This window comes from Bacillus sp. FSL K6-0994, assembly GCF_038630815.1.
GTDB lineage: Bacteria > Bacillota > Bacilli > Bacillales > Bacillaceae > Bacillus > Bacillus safensis.
Genome location: NZ_CP152043.1, coordinates 1,885,326 through 1,900,676, shown reverse-complemented (window position 1 = coordinate 1,900,676; position 15,351 = coordinate 1,885,326). Strand labels below are relative to the sequence as shown.

Here is a 15,351-nt window from a genome sequence, read left to right as displayed (position 1 = left end):
GGAAATGAAAAATGGCGGAAATTAAAGTACCTGAATTAGCGGAATCAATCTCGGAAGGAACGATTGCTCAATGGCTAAAGCAGCCGGGCGATTATGTGGAGCAGGGGGAGTACCTGCTGGAACTTGAAACAGATAAAGTCAATGTCGAACTGACTGCTGAAGAATCTGGTGTATTAAAAGAAGTACTGAAAGATTCTGGTGACACTGTACAAGTTGGAGAGGTCATCGGAACGATTGCAGCAGGTGAAGCCGGCGGAAGCGAGTCCGCAGCTCCAGCACCTGAGCAAGCTTCTGCACCAGCTTCGAAAGAAGAACCGGCAGCTGCTCAAAAAGAAGAAGCAGTGAAAGAAGAGCCGAAAGCTGGTAATGGCAGAACTATCGCTTCTCCTGCAGCTAGAAAATTAGCGAGAGAGAAGGGGTTAGACTTATCTGAGATTCCAACCGTAGATCCGCTGGGCAGGGTACGAAAGCAGGATGTCGCTTCTTATCAAAAGAATGAAGCACCTGCAAGTGCACCAAAAGCCGCGCCAAAAGCAAATGCTGCGGTGCAAACTGAACAACCAGGAAAGCCAGTTGAACGTGAAAGAATGTCACGCCGCAGACAAACAATTGCAAAACGTTTAGTTGAAGTTCAACAAACGGCTGCGATGCTGACGACATTTAATGAAGTCGATATGACAGCTGTGATGGATTTAAGAAAGCGTCGTAAAGATGCCTTCCTAGAACAAAATGATGTCAAGCTTGGCTTCATGTCCTTCTTTACAAAAGCAGTTGTAGCAGCACTGAAGAAATATCCGTTGCTTAACGCAGAAATTCAAGGTGATGAGCTTGTCTTGAAGAAATTCTATGACATCGGCATCGCTGTTGCTGCAAACGAAGGACTTGTCGTACCGGTTGTCCGTGATGCAGACAGATTGTCATTTGCGGGGATTGAAAAAGAAATTGGTCATCTTGCGAAAAAAGCAAGAGATAACAAATTGTCTCTTAATGAGTTACAGGGTGGATCATTCACGATCACAAACGGCGGAACATTTGGTTCTCTGCTATCAACTCCGATTTTAAACAGCCCGCAAGTTGGAATTTTAGGGATGCATAAAATTCAGCTTCGTCCGGTGGCGATTGATGAAGAACGTTTTGAGAACCGTCCGATGATGTATTTAGCTCTTTCTTATGACCACCGTATTGTCGATGGTAAAGAAGCAGTTGGATTCCTCGTTACGATTAAAAATCTGCTTGAAGATCCTGAACAGCTATTACTTGAAGGATAATCTTCAATTATAAAAAGCTAGCACCTGTTAAGGTGCTAGCTTTTTTTCTTTTCACTGTCATGTTGTCCTCGTTTTGACCAATACGTCGCAAGCCAGGAACCAGATAAATTATGCCACACACTAAAAATCGCACTTGGTACGGCTGCGAGCGGTGAGAAGTGTGCTGTTGCTAGCGCTGCACCGAGCCCGGAGTTTTGCATGCCTACTTCGATCGAGATCGCTCTACGAGAAGGGATATCCATTCTGCACCACTTTGCGATCAGGTAACCAAATAAGAGACCAAGTCCATTATGTAATATAACAACGGCAAATATCAGTAATCCAGATTGAAGAATCTGCTCTTTATTTGCACTGACAACCGCTGCAATGATCAACACAATTCCAGCAACAGATACAAGCGGCAATGCTTGAACTGCATAGTTTACTTGTTTTTTGAAAAATACCTTAACGATAACACCTAGGATAATAGGAATTAGCACAACTTGGACAATCGACAAAAATAATGCCTCCGGTGATACAGGTAACCATGATCTTGCAAAAATATAGATAAAGAGAGGCGTTAAAAAGGGAGCAAGAAGGGTCGATATAGTTGTGACCGCTACGGATAATGCCATATTGCCTTTTGCCAAGAAGGTCATGACATTGGATGCTGTACCGCCCGGGCAGCAGCCCACAAGAATAACGCCTACAGCAATTTCAGATGGCAGCCGTAATCCGTAAGCTAATAGAAAGGCGATCAGCGGCATGAGTGTGTACTGCGCCAAAACCCCGATTAACACATAGAGAGGTTTACGAAAAAGCTCCTTAAAATCTTCACCAGATAACGTAAGCCCCATCCCAAACATAATGACACCTAATAAAAAAGGGATATACGGTCCAATCTGAGAAAATACGTCAGGAAAAGTAAATCCAAGACATGCAAAGATAATGACCCAGATTGCAAAGGTTCTTCCTGCAAATTGACTAATGGTTAAAAGAATGTTCATTCATTGCTTCATCTCACTTTCCTCACATATCTTTCCTATTTTAAACGAATTTTCTGAAAAAACAACCCATTCTTTATAAAGGTGTTAATAATAAAATTATGTAAACTAAAAATACCCCATATAAGCATTAGCCTATATGGAGCATCGTTTTAAAAAGGGGTCCATCTCACTTGTTGTGCCTGCTTAAGCCTAGCTTCTGGCTCACGCCAGTCGACTACACTCCACCAACGATCTACGTATTTCGCTTTTTCATTCAGATATTGAAGGTAGTAGGCGTGCTCCCATACATCAAGGGCTAGAAGGGGGATCACGTCCCATTGTGACAAAAATTGATGGCGTTCTGCTTGTAAAATCTCTAATCGCTGAGATCTGGGCGCCCATACGAGAATGGCCCAGCCAACACCCTCTACTTGTTTGGCTGCTGCTGAAAATTGAGATTTAAATGCATCATAGCTGTCAAACGATTGTTCAATGAGACGAAGCATTTGTCCAGTGGGCTTTCGTTTTCCTGAAGGACTCATGGAAAACCAAAAAATACAATGTAAATAGTGCCCCGCACCATTGAAGGCAAGCTCCCGTTCCCAATGCTTAATCATTTTAAAATCATTGGTTCTTCTTGCATTTTTTAATGCAAGCTCAGCTTGGTTCAAACCATCTACATATGATTGATGATGCTTCTGGTGATGCAAATACATAATTTCTTTTGAAATAAACGGTTCTAGTGCATCATACCGGTAAGGGAGAGGAGGTAACTTGTGACTTCCAGCTGCTACCTCCCGCATGTCTTCTTGTGGGTTCATGTCCTCAGCAATACGTTCTGCCAGTTCGTACCACTCTTGTTCACTGGAATGTTCATCATCCATTGAGAACCATAAATGGTCTACTTTCTGACGGATGTTGTCATCTTGAATCGCGGGTTGAATGGAGCTAAGCCACTCTTTGAGCTGCAAACGGTACTCTTCCTTATTCATTCTTACGCCTCATTTCTTCTAAAAATGTGGAACAAGCCATCATCGGAAAGACAAATGGGTAGCTATGATAAGTGATGTAAAATTGCTTTGGCAGGCCAATGCCTACTGGATAGTGCAAGGCTTCATTCGTGTGCTGATGATGGATCAAAAATGAGATGGCTTTTAAAATCGTTTTGTCATCGGGCTTCTCATATTGTAAAAGTGCCTCTGCTGCCCAAGCCGTCTGAACCACTGTGCCAAACGGGAGGGGGACATACGTTTTTACCTCTGCACTTTTACATGATTCTCCGAAGCTGCCATCTTCTCGTTGAATCTGCTTTAAAAATCGGCATGCTTTTTGGACAGCAGGATGGGTGGAGGGGATGCCGGCAGCTTTTAGACCTGTTAATGCTGCCCACGTTCCATAAATATAGCAAACACCCCATCTGCCAAACCATGATCCATTTTTCTCTTGATGATCTAGGAGCCACTTGACACATTGGTCTTTTTGCCTGTGAATAGGCGGTGACATGTTTTTCTCTTCAAGACCAATGAGATGAAGCACGCGGCCTGTAATATCGGGAGTCGATGGATCAATTGCTGCATCCTCCGCAGATTCAAGCGGCAGATGTCGAAGCAGGAAGTGATCTTGATTTTTTTCAAAAGCAGAAAACCCGCCATCACGGTTTTGCATGGAAAGAAGCCAATTGAATCCTCGATTCCACTGAACTGGTGCGTACGTTCGAGGAATGGCTTTTAAGACAATTTGCGTATCATCACAATCAGGGTTATTCGTATTGATATCTGAAAAACCAAAGCCTCCCGGAGCAGCATGCCGGTTATGAATCGCCCAATCTGCTTTCTTCATTTGCTGCCGGTTCAGTAAGTATGAGAAAGATTTTGTGATGACTGGGTCTTCTTGTTTTTTGCCAGCTTTTTGAGAAGCATAACTGACAAGCGCTGTATCCCAAACTGTGGATGTGGAATTTTCTGCATACATTCTGCCCTGACAGTCAGTGACTAGCTTTTTCATGCCTTTGACTGCTTTTAAAATGAGATGATGTCCTGGGGAGTACCCAAGACTCATAAGTGCGTAGACCATAAAAATACTTGCACTTAAATAGCTGTACAGTGTGCCATCTTTTTCGAGGCGGTCAAACATATATCGCTTTGCTGCTTCATATCCGAAAAAGTCCAGCCGGCTGTCGAGTGCTGTATACGATCGCATGTAAGTCAGAAAGTGATGAGTGGAACGTTCTTCTCTTGCCATAAACCAGTCAAATGGATTCTTAGACATATTTGCATCAAGGTGTGCTAGGCTTGGAAATTTCTCATGAGAAGTATATCGTTTGTTGAGTGCAATCATCATTGGCACAAAGTGAATTCTTGCATATGCACTAAGATGATAGAAGTGAAGTGGAAAGTATGTAGGGATGAGTAAAAAGGAAAGTGGTGCATAGAAGTACGGCCAAGGGTGCATGCCGTTGACGGCGAGCATCCACTTTGTCATAAAGTGAACGTTCTTTAATCCGCCATTTGATCGAATATATTGCGCTGCTTTTTCCATATGAGGCTCATCTTGTTGAAACCTGCCTGAAACGAGCATTCCGCAATAGCCCTGCACAGTGGCTGTTACATGTCCCGTTTGATCATGATACAAAGAAAAAGACCCATCCTCATTTTGCTTTTCGCGTATCGCTTCTGCTAATTGATCAACGAAAGCCTGATCCGTATCGCCGACAGCCTTTAACAGCATAATCAAAAAAGCATTTGTCATCATTGGACCTTCAAAGCAGAAAACAAAGGCGCCATCTTCTCGTTGTCTTCGCTGCATCTCTATGTGCAATTCTTCGATAAATTCGTTTACTTTTAATTTAAAATCTTGCATATGCGGCCATGCTCCTTTCCTTTCATACTATATTCAGGAGCCGGCCTGTCACATGCAAACACAAAAAAGCCGATGACACGGTCACCGGCTTTTTTGACGTCATTAGTCTTGGAGATTAATCCATACACTTTTGACTTCTGTATAGTTGTTAAGGGCATATGATCCCATTTCTCTGCCAAGACCTGATTGCTTATATCCTCCAAACGGAGAGGCGGCATCAAAGACATTATAGCAGTTGACCCAAATCGTTCCTGCTTCAAGACGTGCAGCAATATCATGGGCATGCTTTAAGTTTTCTGTCCAAAGTCCTGCTGCTAATCCATATTCAGACTGGTTGGCACGTTCGACCACTTCATCAATGGAATCGTAAGGAATGGCAGATAAGACAGGTCCAAAGATTTCCTCTTTAGCAATGGTCATTTCATCTTCTACATCTTTAAAAATAGTAGGGGAGACGAAATAGCCAGCCTCATAAGGGCAATCGCCCCCGACAACGGCTGTTGCCCCTTCGGATTTACCTTTTTCAATATAGCCTAACACGCGTTCGTGCTGTTCTTTACTTACAAGAGGTCCAATTTGCGTATCTTGATGAAGACCAGCGCCTTGCTTGAGGGATCCTGCGTATTTGGCCATTTGATCGACCACTTCATCATATTGGCTCCGATGAACAAAGACTCTGGAACCCGCGCAGCATACTTGGCCTTGGTTAAACATGACGCCATTTAAAGCACCTGGAATGGCTTTCTTTAAATCGGCATCAGGTAAAATAATATTCGGTGATTTTCCGCCAAGCTCTAATGTGACCCTCTTAATGGTTTTAGCCGCTTTCTCCATAATTAATTTCCCAACACTTGTTGACCCTGTGAAGGCCAGCTTGTTCACGTCAGGATGATCAGTTAAGGCTTCTCCGGCTGTTTCGCCAAATCCAGGAACGATGTTAATCACGCCTTCTGGGAAGCCGGCTTTGTCCACTAATTCTGCTAAGTAAAGAGCAGAGAGTGGAGTTTGTTCGGCTGGCTTTAAAACGATGGTGCACCCTGTTGCAAGTGCGGCGCCCATTTTCCACATAGCCATGAGCAGAGGGAAGTTCCATGGGATGATTTGTCCTACAACACCAACCGGCTCATGGCGGGTATAATTAAAATATCCTTGACTGACAGGAAGGGTTTGTCCATTCATTTTTGTCGTCCAGCCCGCATAATAACGCATGTGCTCAATGGCGAGGGGGATATCTGCATTTGTTGTTTCATTAATTGGTTTTCCGTTATCTAAAGTTTCTAGCTGTGCAAGCTCTTCCTGATTTTCTTCCATTAAATCAGCAAGCTTGAACATGAGGCGGGCGCGTTCAGCGGCAGACATGGAGCGCCAAGGACCATGAAAGGCTTTTTTTGCAGCTTTTACTGCCTCATCAATATCTTTTGCACCTGCTTCATAAACATCAATAAGGGTTTCGCCTGTGGCTGGGTTAGGAGTAGCAAAGGTTTTGTTATCGTGACTTGTGACAAACTGACCATTAATGTAGAGTTTTTTCGTCCCTTGGAGAAAAGATTCGAGTTTTGAACTAATTTGAAGTGTTGTAGAGCTCATAAATAAACAAACCTCCTTAAAGATATGGATTGTTTTCTGCGAGTTCTAGGTGGGAAAAGCGGACATGCAACGAAACTTTATACGCACAAAGATGTAAACGTATACAATAATCATATTACACGACATGTTTGAAAGCAATCCATAACACTCATTGCATTTCGCGAAAATTTGGCTACAATAAATGTATAGATGAAAAAAGGAGTTTTTAAATCATGATCCATCAAAACTGGCAAACGGCTCAAACGTTAAAACAAGTAAAATGTGTACATACAAATGCGAAAAAATATATGGTCGATCGGGCATTAACGGTTGGAAGCACATATGAAGTGAAAAATGAAACAGAAGAATTTCTGTTTGTCGTTGACAACACGGGTAAAGTAGGCGGGTATTACAAGGAGTATTTCGAAGATATTTCAGCTGAATGATTTTGAGGACCATCACTCATACTAAGAAAAACAGTAAAGGGTGATGATGATGAAAAAGCAGCAAAATGACGAGCAGAAAAGTCAACATGCTTGGCATGAACATGAGGACGCTGATATGGCGATTACGCTTGAACAGATTTCCGATGTGTATGCCGAGGGAACCATTGATACACCAAAAGATGAATAGTCATTTAAAAACAGTGATTTGCATAATCACTGTTTTTTTTATTGGAATGAAGCAGCATTTTTTCTCGAAAAGAACTGAAACTTTTTTCCTGCTTTAACAGTCTAAATAAGTAGAGGAAAGAGCATCGGATCAAAAAGAAAAAGTTAAATGAAATTTAATCTATTCGTAATGGAATAACGACCATTTATAGCGTATTCTATAAGTGAGAATAAAACGTACCCACAGAGCCGTGTGGCCGTTTTGTCATAAAGGAATTTGATGCAGGAAGAGGGGGTTTACGTGGGTATTTTTTCTGTCAGTAAACAAAATGATAAGAAATTCGAATCCTTATTGATTGAAGGGGAAAGAATTGAGGCTGTTTACAGATTGCGTCACGACCAAATTTGCTTTACCAATAAACGACTGATCTTTGGCGATAACCGCGTATTTTCTAAGAAGAAAGTCAGGGTCTCCTTGCCGTATCGATCAATTGAAAGTTTTGCCATACAAGAAGCTGGCGTGTTTGATCAGGACACAGGTATGCTGCTTGTCACAAGCTCAAAAGTATTTGAACTCGACTTTTCCAAAGAGACGGATTTGAGTGATGTGCAAGCCATTTTGACAAAACATCTTTGCTGATCAATCTTGCGATTACATAGATCATATGCACTTTTCTCATTCTTCGTTCTTATTTTTATAGATCGCACATTGCTAAGTCCTTCCCATCTGATGGGAAGGGCTTTTTTCTGCTTAAGTGTTTGAATGATAGCAAAAAAGGATAAAGATGAAACAGATACAGAAAGGAGAATGAACAATGAAAGTGTTAGTTGCAGGAGCAAATGGACATACAGGCAGACTTGTCGTTCGTTATTTAAAAGAAAAAGGACATGAGCCGCTTGCTCTCATTCGAGATGAAAAACAAGCTGATGCACTAAAGGAACTTGGTGCAGCACCTGTCATCGGTGATCTTGAAAAAGATGTGACAGATGCTGTAAAACAAGCAGACGCTGTCATCTTTGCAGCTGGTTCAGGCTCAAAAACAGGGGCAGATAAGACCATTGCGGTCGATCAAGAAGGTGCAAAACGCCTCGTTGATACAGCGAAAAAAGAAAACATCCAGCATTTTGTTATGCTTAGTGCCTATAATGCAGATGATCCGAACCAAGGAAAAGGGCAAGGAAGTATGGAAACTTATTATGAAGCAAAAAGAAAAGCCGATGAGCACTTAAGACAGTCTGGTCTTTCCTATACGATTGTCCGCCCAGGTGCCTTACTGCATGAGGAGAAGACAGGAAAGATTGAAGCTGCCGAACATATTCCAGATGATCAAAACATCGAGATTTCAAGAGAGGACGTAGCCATTGTTCTTGTGGAGAGCTTAACAGAATCCAATGTGAAAAATAAGTCCTTCGACTTGATGAAAGGCGAAAAATCAGTAGAAGAAGCACTTCGCCATCTGTAAGAAAAGAAAGCTGCTGCCAAAGAGGCGGCGGCTTTTTTGATGTTTTCTTTTCCCTTTCAGCGGGAAGGTAATGAGAAAGGAGTGATTGACCGTGGGCTTAACGAAAGAACAACAAGCTGATTTATACGAAAGATTGATTCAATTAAAAGAAGATGTGAAGGGATCAAAAAAGAAAGAAGAATCGATGCTCGTTGAATCGAGTGAGATTTCAAATGGTGTTGGAAATCATATCGCTGATCATGGGAGCATCTATTTAGACCGCATGACAGAACAAACGCTGGATCAAGTCGATGATCAGCTTGAAGGTGAAATCGATGCAGCACTGAAACGAATGGAAGACGGAACATATGGGATATGTGAGAAAACGGGGAAAGAGATTCCATACGAGCGTTTAAAAGCAGTTCCATATACACGTTATTCAATCGATGCAAAGAAAAATGAAGAATCCACTCAAGATCCAAACGAATTTGACCGTTCATTCTCCGATCAAATGCGCGATTTAACAAATAGAGAAACAATGGATCAGATGCATTCAGATACGTATGAAAGATTAGAGGAAGAGCAGGATGTTGATGTAGATGAGGAAAAATAGGATCATAAGCGAAGGTTAAATTTTTTCAGAATAATTTTTTCTTATGTACACATGAACAAATAACTTGTATACATGAGTATTTCATAGAAAAAAGATCTCTTGAAATTTAATAAACTTTCGTGTAATATAGTTTAAAGGCTGCGATGCGCGTAATGTTAATTAAGTTTTAACCTTTAAGCTGTAATAGGGAGTTTTATATTGAAGCCGGAATGTCATGCCTCCTTAGCGAGGAAGACAGGAACGTTTCTGCAAACACCCACTTTGAGGAGTGGTGGTTTAAAACTTTCTTACTTAGATTACGGCATCCGCAGCTTTTCCTAGGATGATTCAAGCCATTTTCCATTGCGGAAAATGGCTTTTTATTTTGTGAAAAAACGAAATTGCACAGTCGGCCGGAAGAGGCATGAATGTATGTTAAAATAGACAAAACAAAAGACGGAGAGGGAATTGGATGTTAGAACAAGCAGAAGCACTCCTGAAACAATACTTTGGCTTTGACGCATTTAGGCAGGGACAGAAACAAGCCATTGAATCGATTGTAAACAAACAGAAGGATACCGTCTGTATTATGCCGACAGGCGGAGGGAAATCGGTTTGCTACCAGATTCCTGCCCTGATGATGGAAGGAACAACGATCGTTGTATCCCCGCTAATTTCTTTAATGAAAGATCAAGTCGATGCGCTAAATGAGATGGGCATACGATCATCCTTTTTAAACAGCACACTTTCCGCAGCTGAAATGAATAAAAGGCTGAAAAAATGTGAAGATGGGGAATATCAGCTGCTTTATATCACACCTGAACGTTTACAAAATGAGCGTTTTTTTCAGCTGCTTGATCGGTTAACGATCCCTTTAATTGCAATTGATGAAGCGCACTGTATATCTGAGTGGGGGCATGATTTTAGGCCAAGCTACCGCTTTATTCAAGAATGCTTAAATCAGCTGACAAAAAGACCAGTGATTGTCGCATTAACTGCTACAGCCACGAAAAAGGTCCACCGAGATATATGTGAACAGCTTGGCATGAACGAAGAAGAAACCATTTTTACTGGGTTTGCTAGAGAAAATTTATCTTTTCAGGTGGTCAAAGGAGAAAATAGTGACCGCTTTATCACACATTATATGAAGAAAAATAAACTTGAGTCCGGCATTATCTATACTGCTACAAGAAAAGAAGCCGAAAACATTTACAATCGGCTAAAGAAACAAAAGATCAAAGCTGGCATTTATCATGGCGGGTTAGATGACAATGTAAGAGAAGAGCAGCAAAACCTGTTTTTAAATGATGACATCCAGGTTATGGTCGCTACATCTGCATTTGGCATGGGAATTAATAAATCAAATGTCCGTTTTGTGATTCATCACCAAATTCCAAGGGATATTGAAAGCTACTATCAAGAAGCTGGACGCGCCGGCAGAGACGGGCTCAAAAGTGAATGCATTTTACTGTTCTCGCCGCAGGGCGTACGAATGCAGCGATTCCTCATTGAACAGTCAACAGAAGATGAAGTGCGCTATCAGCATGAACTGCTTAAACTAAGACAAATGGTCGATTACTGTCACACTGAGCAATGTCTGCAGCAATTTGTGATGAACTACTTTGATCAATCAGCAAGTACCCCTTGCCAAAAATGCAGCAATTGCCTTGATGAAAGAGAGCGTGAAGAGGTCACTCGAGAAGCGCAAATGGTTTTATCGTGTACGGTTAGAATGAACGAGCGGTTTGGAAAAATGATGATTGCTCAAGTACTGGCAGGCTCTAAAAATAAAAAAGTGCTTGACCTCGGTTTCGACCGTCTTCCTACATACGCTTTAATGAAGCAGCAATCAGCCCAGCAAATCAGTGATTTCATCGAATTTTTAATTACAGAAGAGTATTTGCACATGTCTGAAGGAGCTTATCCAACATTAAAAGTGACACATAAAGGAAAGAAAGTGTTAGTCGGGCAAGAGGCTGTGTATAAAAAACAGGCAGTGAAAAGAGAGGCGATTCAAGAAAACGATGCATTATTTGAGCAGCTGAGAGCGGTGAGAATGAAGCTGGCGAGAGAGCAGGGTGTTCCGCCATTTGTTGTATTTTCTGATCAAACCTTGAAGGAAATGTCAGCCGTTCAGCCTAAAACAGAAGAAGAACTTCTCCATATTAAGGGAATAGGCGCTCAAAAAAGAGAGAAATACGGGGATGTTTTTTTAGAAGAAATCCGTTTATTTATAGAAAAAGAAAAAAATAAAGAGGTTGAAGAAGAAAAATAAATTTTTTTCGCTGCGTTTGGACACGTTTTCAACAGGAGGTTTCTGATCCTTTCAAAACCTTGATATGGCGGGTAATCGAGCTGTTTTGTGGTCTGATTTACCAATGGAGAGAGATGTTTCATGTAAAGGAACTGTAATCTAAAACATATCGTTTTGTTATTGAATTGACATTTACATATGTTACGATAGCACTCGTTAGCCGCCATAAAAAGCTAACAAGGGAGGATTTACTTTATGAAGAAGACTATTATGTCCTTGGTTGCTGTTGCAGCAATCTCTACAACAGCATTTGGAGCACAGCAAGCTTCTGCAAAGGAAATCACTGTGAAGAAAGGTGATACACTTTGGGGAATCTCTCAAAAAAATGATGTGTCTCTAAAGGACCTAAAGGGTTGGAACAATTTATCTACAGACATGATTTATGTAGGTGATAAATTGACAATCTCTTCAAAAGAGAAAACTCAGGAGCAGTATAAAGTCCAGAAGGGGGACAGCCTCTGGAAAATCGCTCAAAAATTCAATGTGTCAATTAGCGATATTAAGTCTTGGAATAACTTAAACTCAGATATAATTATGATTGGTTCAACACTAAGTGTTGCTGGTCAAAGCTCAGCTCCGGTAAGCTCAGAGCCTGTACAAAAACAGGAGCCTGTCCAAAAAGAGCAAACAACACAAAAAGCTGCTCCTAAACAGGAAGCACCGAAAAAAGCTGCTCCTAAACAGGAAACAGCTAAAGCAGAATCATCTTCTGCTAGTCAAAGTGTACAAAAAGAAATGACTGTAACGGCTACGGCTTATACAGCAAATGATGGTGGCATCTCAGGTATCACTGCAACAGGGGTAAACTTAAACAAAAACCCAAATGCGAAAGTGATTGCAGTAGATCCTAATGTCATTCCATTAGGAAGTAAGGTTTATGTTGAAGGCTACGGTGAAGCCATCGCAGCAGATACTGGCGGCGCAATTAAAGGTAACAAAATTGATGTTCATGTACCAAGCAAATCCCAAGCAAAAAATTGGGGCGTAAAATCAGTCAAAGTGAAAGTACTTAACTAGTAACTTATTGTTTTTTGGAAGAAAGCATCAGGTGGCGGCCTGATGCTTTTATTGTACCCTTTTTTTGGTCAAAAAAACACACATTTTTCAGAAAAATTTGCATTTTCGACAAAAACCAGCGTATATTCCATCATCCACGCTGGTTTTTTGTCGTTAGTTGTCCACCCAATAAATTTCTCCGCTTTGTTCTTTCCAATTGATTTGGACATCAAATTGATGCTTTTCATAAAAATGAATCAAGCGGTCCACATGATTCCAATCTCTTTTGACGAGGTCACCTGTGATGACTGGGATGTTCTGCTCTCTTGCGATTTCTTTTAAATGCTTCATACAGATTGAGCCGTACCCATTATCGGGAGGGCCTTTTATATCAGCAATATGAATCTTTCCTTCTTCAGGATATTCCGCAATTAAGGAAAAATCAGATTGTCCGCGAAAAGCTTTTTCACAATCGGTCAGCATGATTTTACATGTATCAGCATTTTCAATGGCAGAGACAATCATCCATTCATCTTCTTTCGCCTGATCGATGCCAATGATCTTTGCCTTTTTCGAAATATCTTTCATATTTTCTTGCATTCGATACATTTGGAACTGCAATTGCTGTAATTCTTGCTCTAACGCCTTCACATCTTTGGGTGTTTCCTGTAAGATTGACAAGTCCATTACTCCTTTCATATAAGAAATGATAAAAATCACATAAATTCCAATTTTAAAGGAAGTGGATGAATCTTTCAACCCGTTAAAACGCCAGTAATCGGCAAGTTTGTCTAAAATTCGACGAAGACAGCGAATTCATTGACTTTATAGAGAAAGTTAAATAACATACTCTTAGTCGGAACTAATAAAGAGAGGTTTTCAAACATGAACGAACAGAATCAAAAACCGAAAAATTTCACCGGCATTGTTGTCATTTTAACAATTGCCATAAACGGATTAATCGCTTTATTATTTTTAATGCCAAAAACAGATAAATTTAGTCATCTGGATATTACATTTCTGCCGTTACTGAATGCCGTGATGAACAGCTTTACGTTTATCTTCTTACTTTCAGCACTCATTATGATTAAACAAAAGAACATTAAAGCACATAGACGATTTATCTTTGCTGCATTTTCAACAACACTTGTCTTTTTAATTTCCTATGTGACATATCATTCAATGGCAGCTGATACACACTTCGGAGGAGAAGGGATCATCCGTCCGATTTACTTCTTTATTTTGATTACACATATTGTACTCTCAGCTATTATTGTACCGCTTGCACTGATTACACTATTTAGAGGCGCACAGATGCAGGTCGAGCGTCACCGTAAGATTGCCCGCTGGACGATGCCGCTTTGGCTCTATGTTAGTCTCACTGGCGTCATTGTCTATATCATGATTTCTCCATATTACAGCTAACGTATGTCCAACTGGACATACGTTCTTTTATTTACAAGATGAAGTGCTTTGGATAGAATGGAAATTGGATATCCGACTAGCACGGTATCTTCCCATCTATAGATTCACATCATTTCTGGCCGTTTGCTCGTTTGGAGATCAACAATTGGACGAAACGGGGGTTATATGATGACTGAACAATTGCAGTATAAACCGGGGCTTGAAGACATTGTGGCAAGCGAAACATCCATATCATACTTAGATGTGGAGCAAGAGGAAATTGTGATTCGCGGGTACGACCTCATTGAGCTGACACAAAACAAGACATATTTAGAAACAGCCTATCTGCTTATTTATGGAAGATTACCAGATCAGATGGAAGATTACCAATTTCAGCAAGATATATCCTCACAAACGAGCTTACATCCAACCATTCAAACCATATTAACGAATCTGCCAAAAACCACTCACCCTATGGATGCGATGAGAACGTGCTTATCTGCTCTTGCAGGGTATGATGACGCATTACATGATCGATCTGAAGCGTGCCAAGTAAGGCGTGCAGTTCGATTATTAGGCCAGCTGCCGGCCATTGTTGCTGGAAGCTATTATATTCTCACAAAAGACGCCGCTATTTCTCCAGATCAGACCAAATCCTACACTGAAAACTTTTTATCCATGTTAACAGGACGCACCCCGGCACAAGACGAAATTACCGCTTTTGACCAAACACTCACATTATATAGCGAACATGAGCTGCCGAATTCAACGTTTGCGGCTAGAGTGATTGCATCCACGCATTCTGACATGTATGGTGCTTTTACTGGAGCGATCTCTTCATTAAAAGGTGACCTCCACGGAGGAGCAAATGAAGCTGTCATGCACATGCTTCTTGAAGGAAAAACAACAGAAGGATTTCTTGCGCTCATTGAACGAAAATTAGCCGCAAAAGAAAAAATGATGGGCTTTGGCCACAGAGTATACATGAGAAAAATGGACCCGCGAGCCGCTCTTTTAAAACGTTCATTGAAAACGCTTACCGAATCAAAGGGAGATACCACGCTATATGACATGTGTGTAGCAGGAGAGGCATACATGAAAGAGCAGAAAAACCTTTATCCAAATCTTGATTATTATGCTGCACCGATTTATTACGTGCTCGGAATTCCTATTTCACTTTATACACCCATTTTCTTTGCTGCAAGAGCTAGCGGATTAGCCGCACATGTGATTGAACAGCATTTGCATAATCGCATTTTTAGACCGAGAGTCCGGTATTTAGGGCCAAGAGGATTAAAGGTTTCAAATGATGATGGAAAAACGGGGGAATGAAC

Annotated in this window: 15 protein-coding genes and 1 other RNA gene; 11 read left to right on the top strand and 5 right to left on the bottom strand. The window is 41.1% G+C overall.

Annotated features, from left to right (window positions below; genetic code table 11):
* Nucleotides 1-11 precede the first annotated feature (11 nt).
* Nucleotides 12-1,268: a 2-oxoglutarate dehydrogenase complex dihydrolipoyllysine-residue succinyltransferase gene (gene odhB / locus MHB69_RS09600; protein ID WP_034280584.1), complete on the top strand. Its 1,257-nt coding sequence runs from the start codon at nucleotides 12-14 to the stop codon at nucleotides 1,266-1,268.
* A gap of 35 nt (nucleotides 1,269-1,303) precedes the next feature.
* On the opposite strand, the gene MHB69_RS09595 is transcribed toward odhB, so the two are convergent.
* The 4 genes from MHB69_RS09595 to MHB69_RS09580 form a co-directional block, all read right to left on the bottom strand.
* Complete coding sequence (locus MHB69_RS09595) at nucleotides 1,304-2,254, bottom strand: bile acid:sodium symporter family protein (RefSeq protein WP_034280586.1); 951 nt, start codon at nucleotides 2,252-2,254, stop codon at nucleotides 1,304-1,306.
* A gap of 149 nt (nucleotides 2,255-2,403) precedes the next feature.
* The gene (locus tag MHB69_RS09590) at nucleotides 2,404-3,225 is read right to left on the bottom strand and encodes a superoxide dismutase (RefSeq protein ID WP_034280588.1); all 822 of its coding nucleotides are present in this window, start codon (nucleotides 3,223-3,225) and stop codon (nucleotides 2,404-2,406) included.
* Nucleotides 3,218-5,092, bottom strand: coding sequence for a prenyltransferase/squalene oxidase repeat-containing protein (locus MHB69_RS09585; protein ID WP_144496159.1), 1,875 nt, complete (start codon nucleotides 5,090-5,092; stop codon nucleotides 3,218-3,220). Before MHB69_RS09585 ends, MHB69_RS09590 begins: the two co-directional genes overlap by 8 nt.
* A gap of 102 nt (nucleotides 5,093-5,194) precedes the next feature.
* A complete protein-coding gene (locus MHB69_RS09580; protein ID WP_034280593.1) occupies nucleotides 5,195-6,679 on the bottom strand; it encodes an aldehyde dehydrogenase family protein in 1,485 nt (494 codons plus the stop codon).
* Between the two features lie 212 nt (nucleotides 6,680-6,891).
* On the opposite strand from MHB69_RS09580, the gene MHB69_RS09575 reads away from it, so the two are divergent.
* From MHB69_RS09575 to MHB69_RS09540, 8 genes are all read left to right on the top strand, one after another.
* Entirely contained in the window at nucleotides 6,892-7,104 is a 213-nt protein-coding gene (locus MHB69_RS09575; protein ID WP_024422683.1) for a DUF6501 family protein, read from the top strand.
* Nucleotides 7,105-7,153: 49 nt separating this feature from the next.
* Nucleotides 7,154-7,291, top strand: a complete 138-nt coding sequence (locus tag MHB69_RS09570; protein WP_080701155.1) for a DUF4025 domain-containing protein — start codon at nucleotides 7,154-7,156, stop codon at nucleotides 7,289-7,291.
* A 279-nt stretch (nucleotides 7,292-7,570) separates the two neighbouring features.
* Nucleotides 7,571-7,909 (top strand): PH domain-containing protein, encoded by a 339-nt coding sequence (locus MHB69_RS09565; RefSeq protein WP_024422682.1) that lies wholly within the window; start codon nucleotides 7,571-7,573, stop codon nucleotides 7,907-7,909.
* A gap of 175 nt (nucleotides 7,910-8,084) precedes the next feature.
* On the top strand, nucleotides 8,085-8,732 hold the full coding sequence (locus MHB69_RS09560) for an SDR family oxidoreductase (protein ID WP_041117693.1): 648 nt from the start codon (nucleotides 8,085-8,087) through the stop codon (nucleotides 8,730-8,732).
* A 91-nt stretch (nucleotides 8,733-8,823) separates the two neighbouring features.
* A complete protein-coding gene (locus MHB69_RS09555) occupies nucleotides 8,824-9,324 on the top strand; it encodes a TraR/DksA family transcriptional regulator (protein WP_342495518.1) in 501 nt (166 codons plus the stop codon).
* 132 nt (nucleotides 9,325-9,456) lie between these two features.
* Nucleotides 9,457-9,642: non-coding RNA, 6S RNA (gene ssrS, locus MHB69_RS09550), on the top strand.
* Between the two features lie 133 nt (nucleotides 9,643-9,775).
* A complete protein-coding gene (recQ, locus tag MHB69_RS09545; protein ID WP_034280606.1) occupies nucleotides 9,776-11,578 on the top strand; it encodes a DNA helicase RecQ in 1,803 nt (600 codons plus the stop codon).
* 234 nt (nucleotides 11,579-11,812) lie between these two features.
* Nucleotides 11,813-12,634 carry a 3D domain-containing protein gene (locus MHB69_RS09540; protein ID WP_024422678.1) on the top strand — a complete coding sequence of 274 codons (822 nt, stop codon included), beginning with the start codon at nucleotides 11,813-11,815 and terminating at the stop codon, nucleotides 12,632-12,634.
* Nucleotides 12,635-12,787: 153 nt separating this feature from the next.
* Here MHB69_RS09540 and MHB69_RS09535 read toward each other — a convergent pair whose 3' ends face one another.
* Nucleotides 12,788-13,300 (bottom strand): hypothetical protein, encoded by a 513-nt coding sequence (locus tag MHB69_RS09535; RefSeq protein WP_342495517.1) that lies wholly within the window; start codon nucleotides 13,298-13,300, stop codon nucleotides 12,788-12,790.
* A gap of 198 nt (nucleotides 13,301-13,498) precedes the next feature.
* Between MHB69_RS09535 and MHB69_RS09530 the strand changes: the two genes are divergently transcribed.
* Nucleotides 13,499-14,038 (top strand): DUF420 domain-containing protein, encoded by a 540-nt coding sequence (locus MHB69_RS09530; RefSeq protein WP_024422676.1) that lies wholly within the window; start codon nucleotides 13,499-13,501, stop codon nucleotides 14,036-14,038.
* Nucleotides 14,039-14,206: 168 nt separating this feature from the next.
* Nucleotides 14,207-15,349 carry a citrate synthase gene (gene mmgD / locus MHB69_RS09525; protein WP_342495516.1) on the top strand — a complete coding sequence of 381 codons (1,143 nt, stop codon included), beginning with the start codon at nucleotides 14,207-14,209 and terminating at the stop codon, nucleotides 15,347-15,349.
* Nucleotides 15,350-15,351 lie beyond the last annotated feature (2 nt).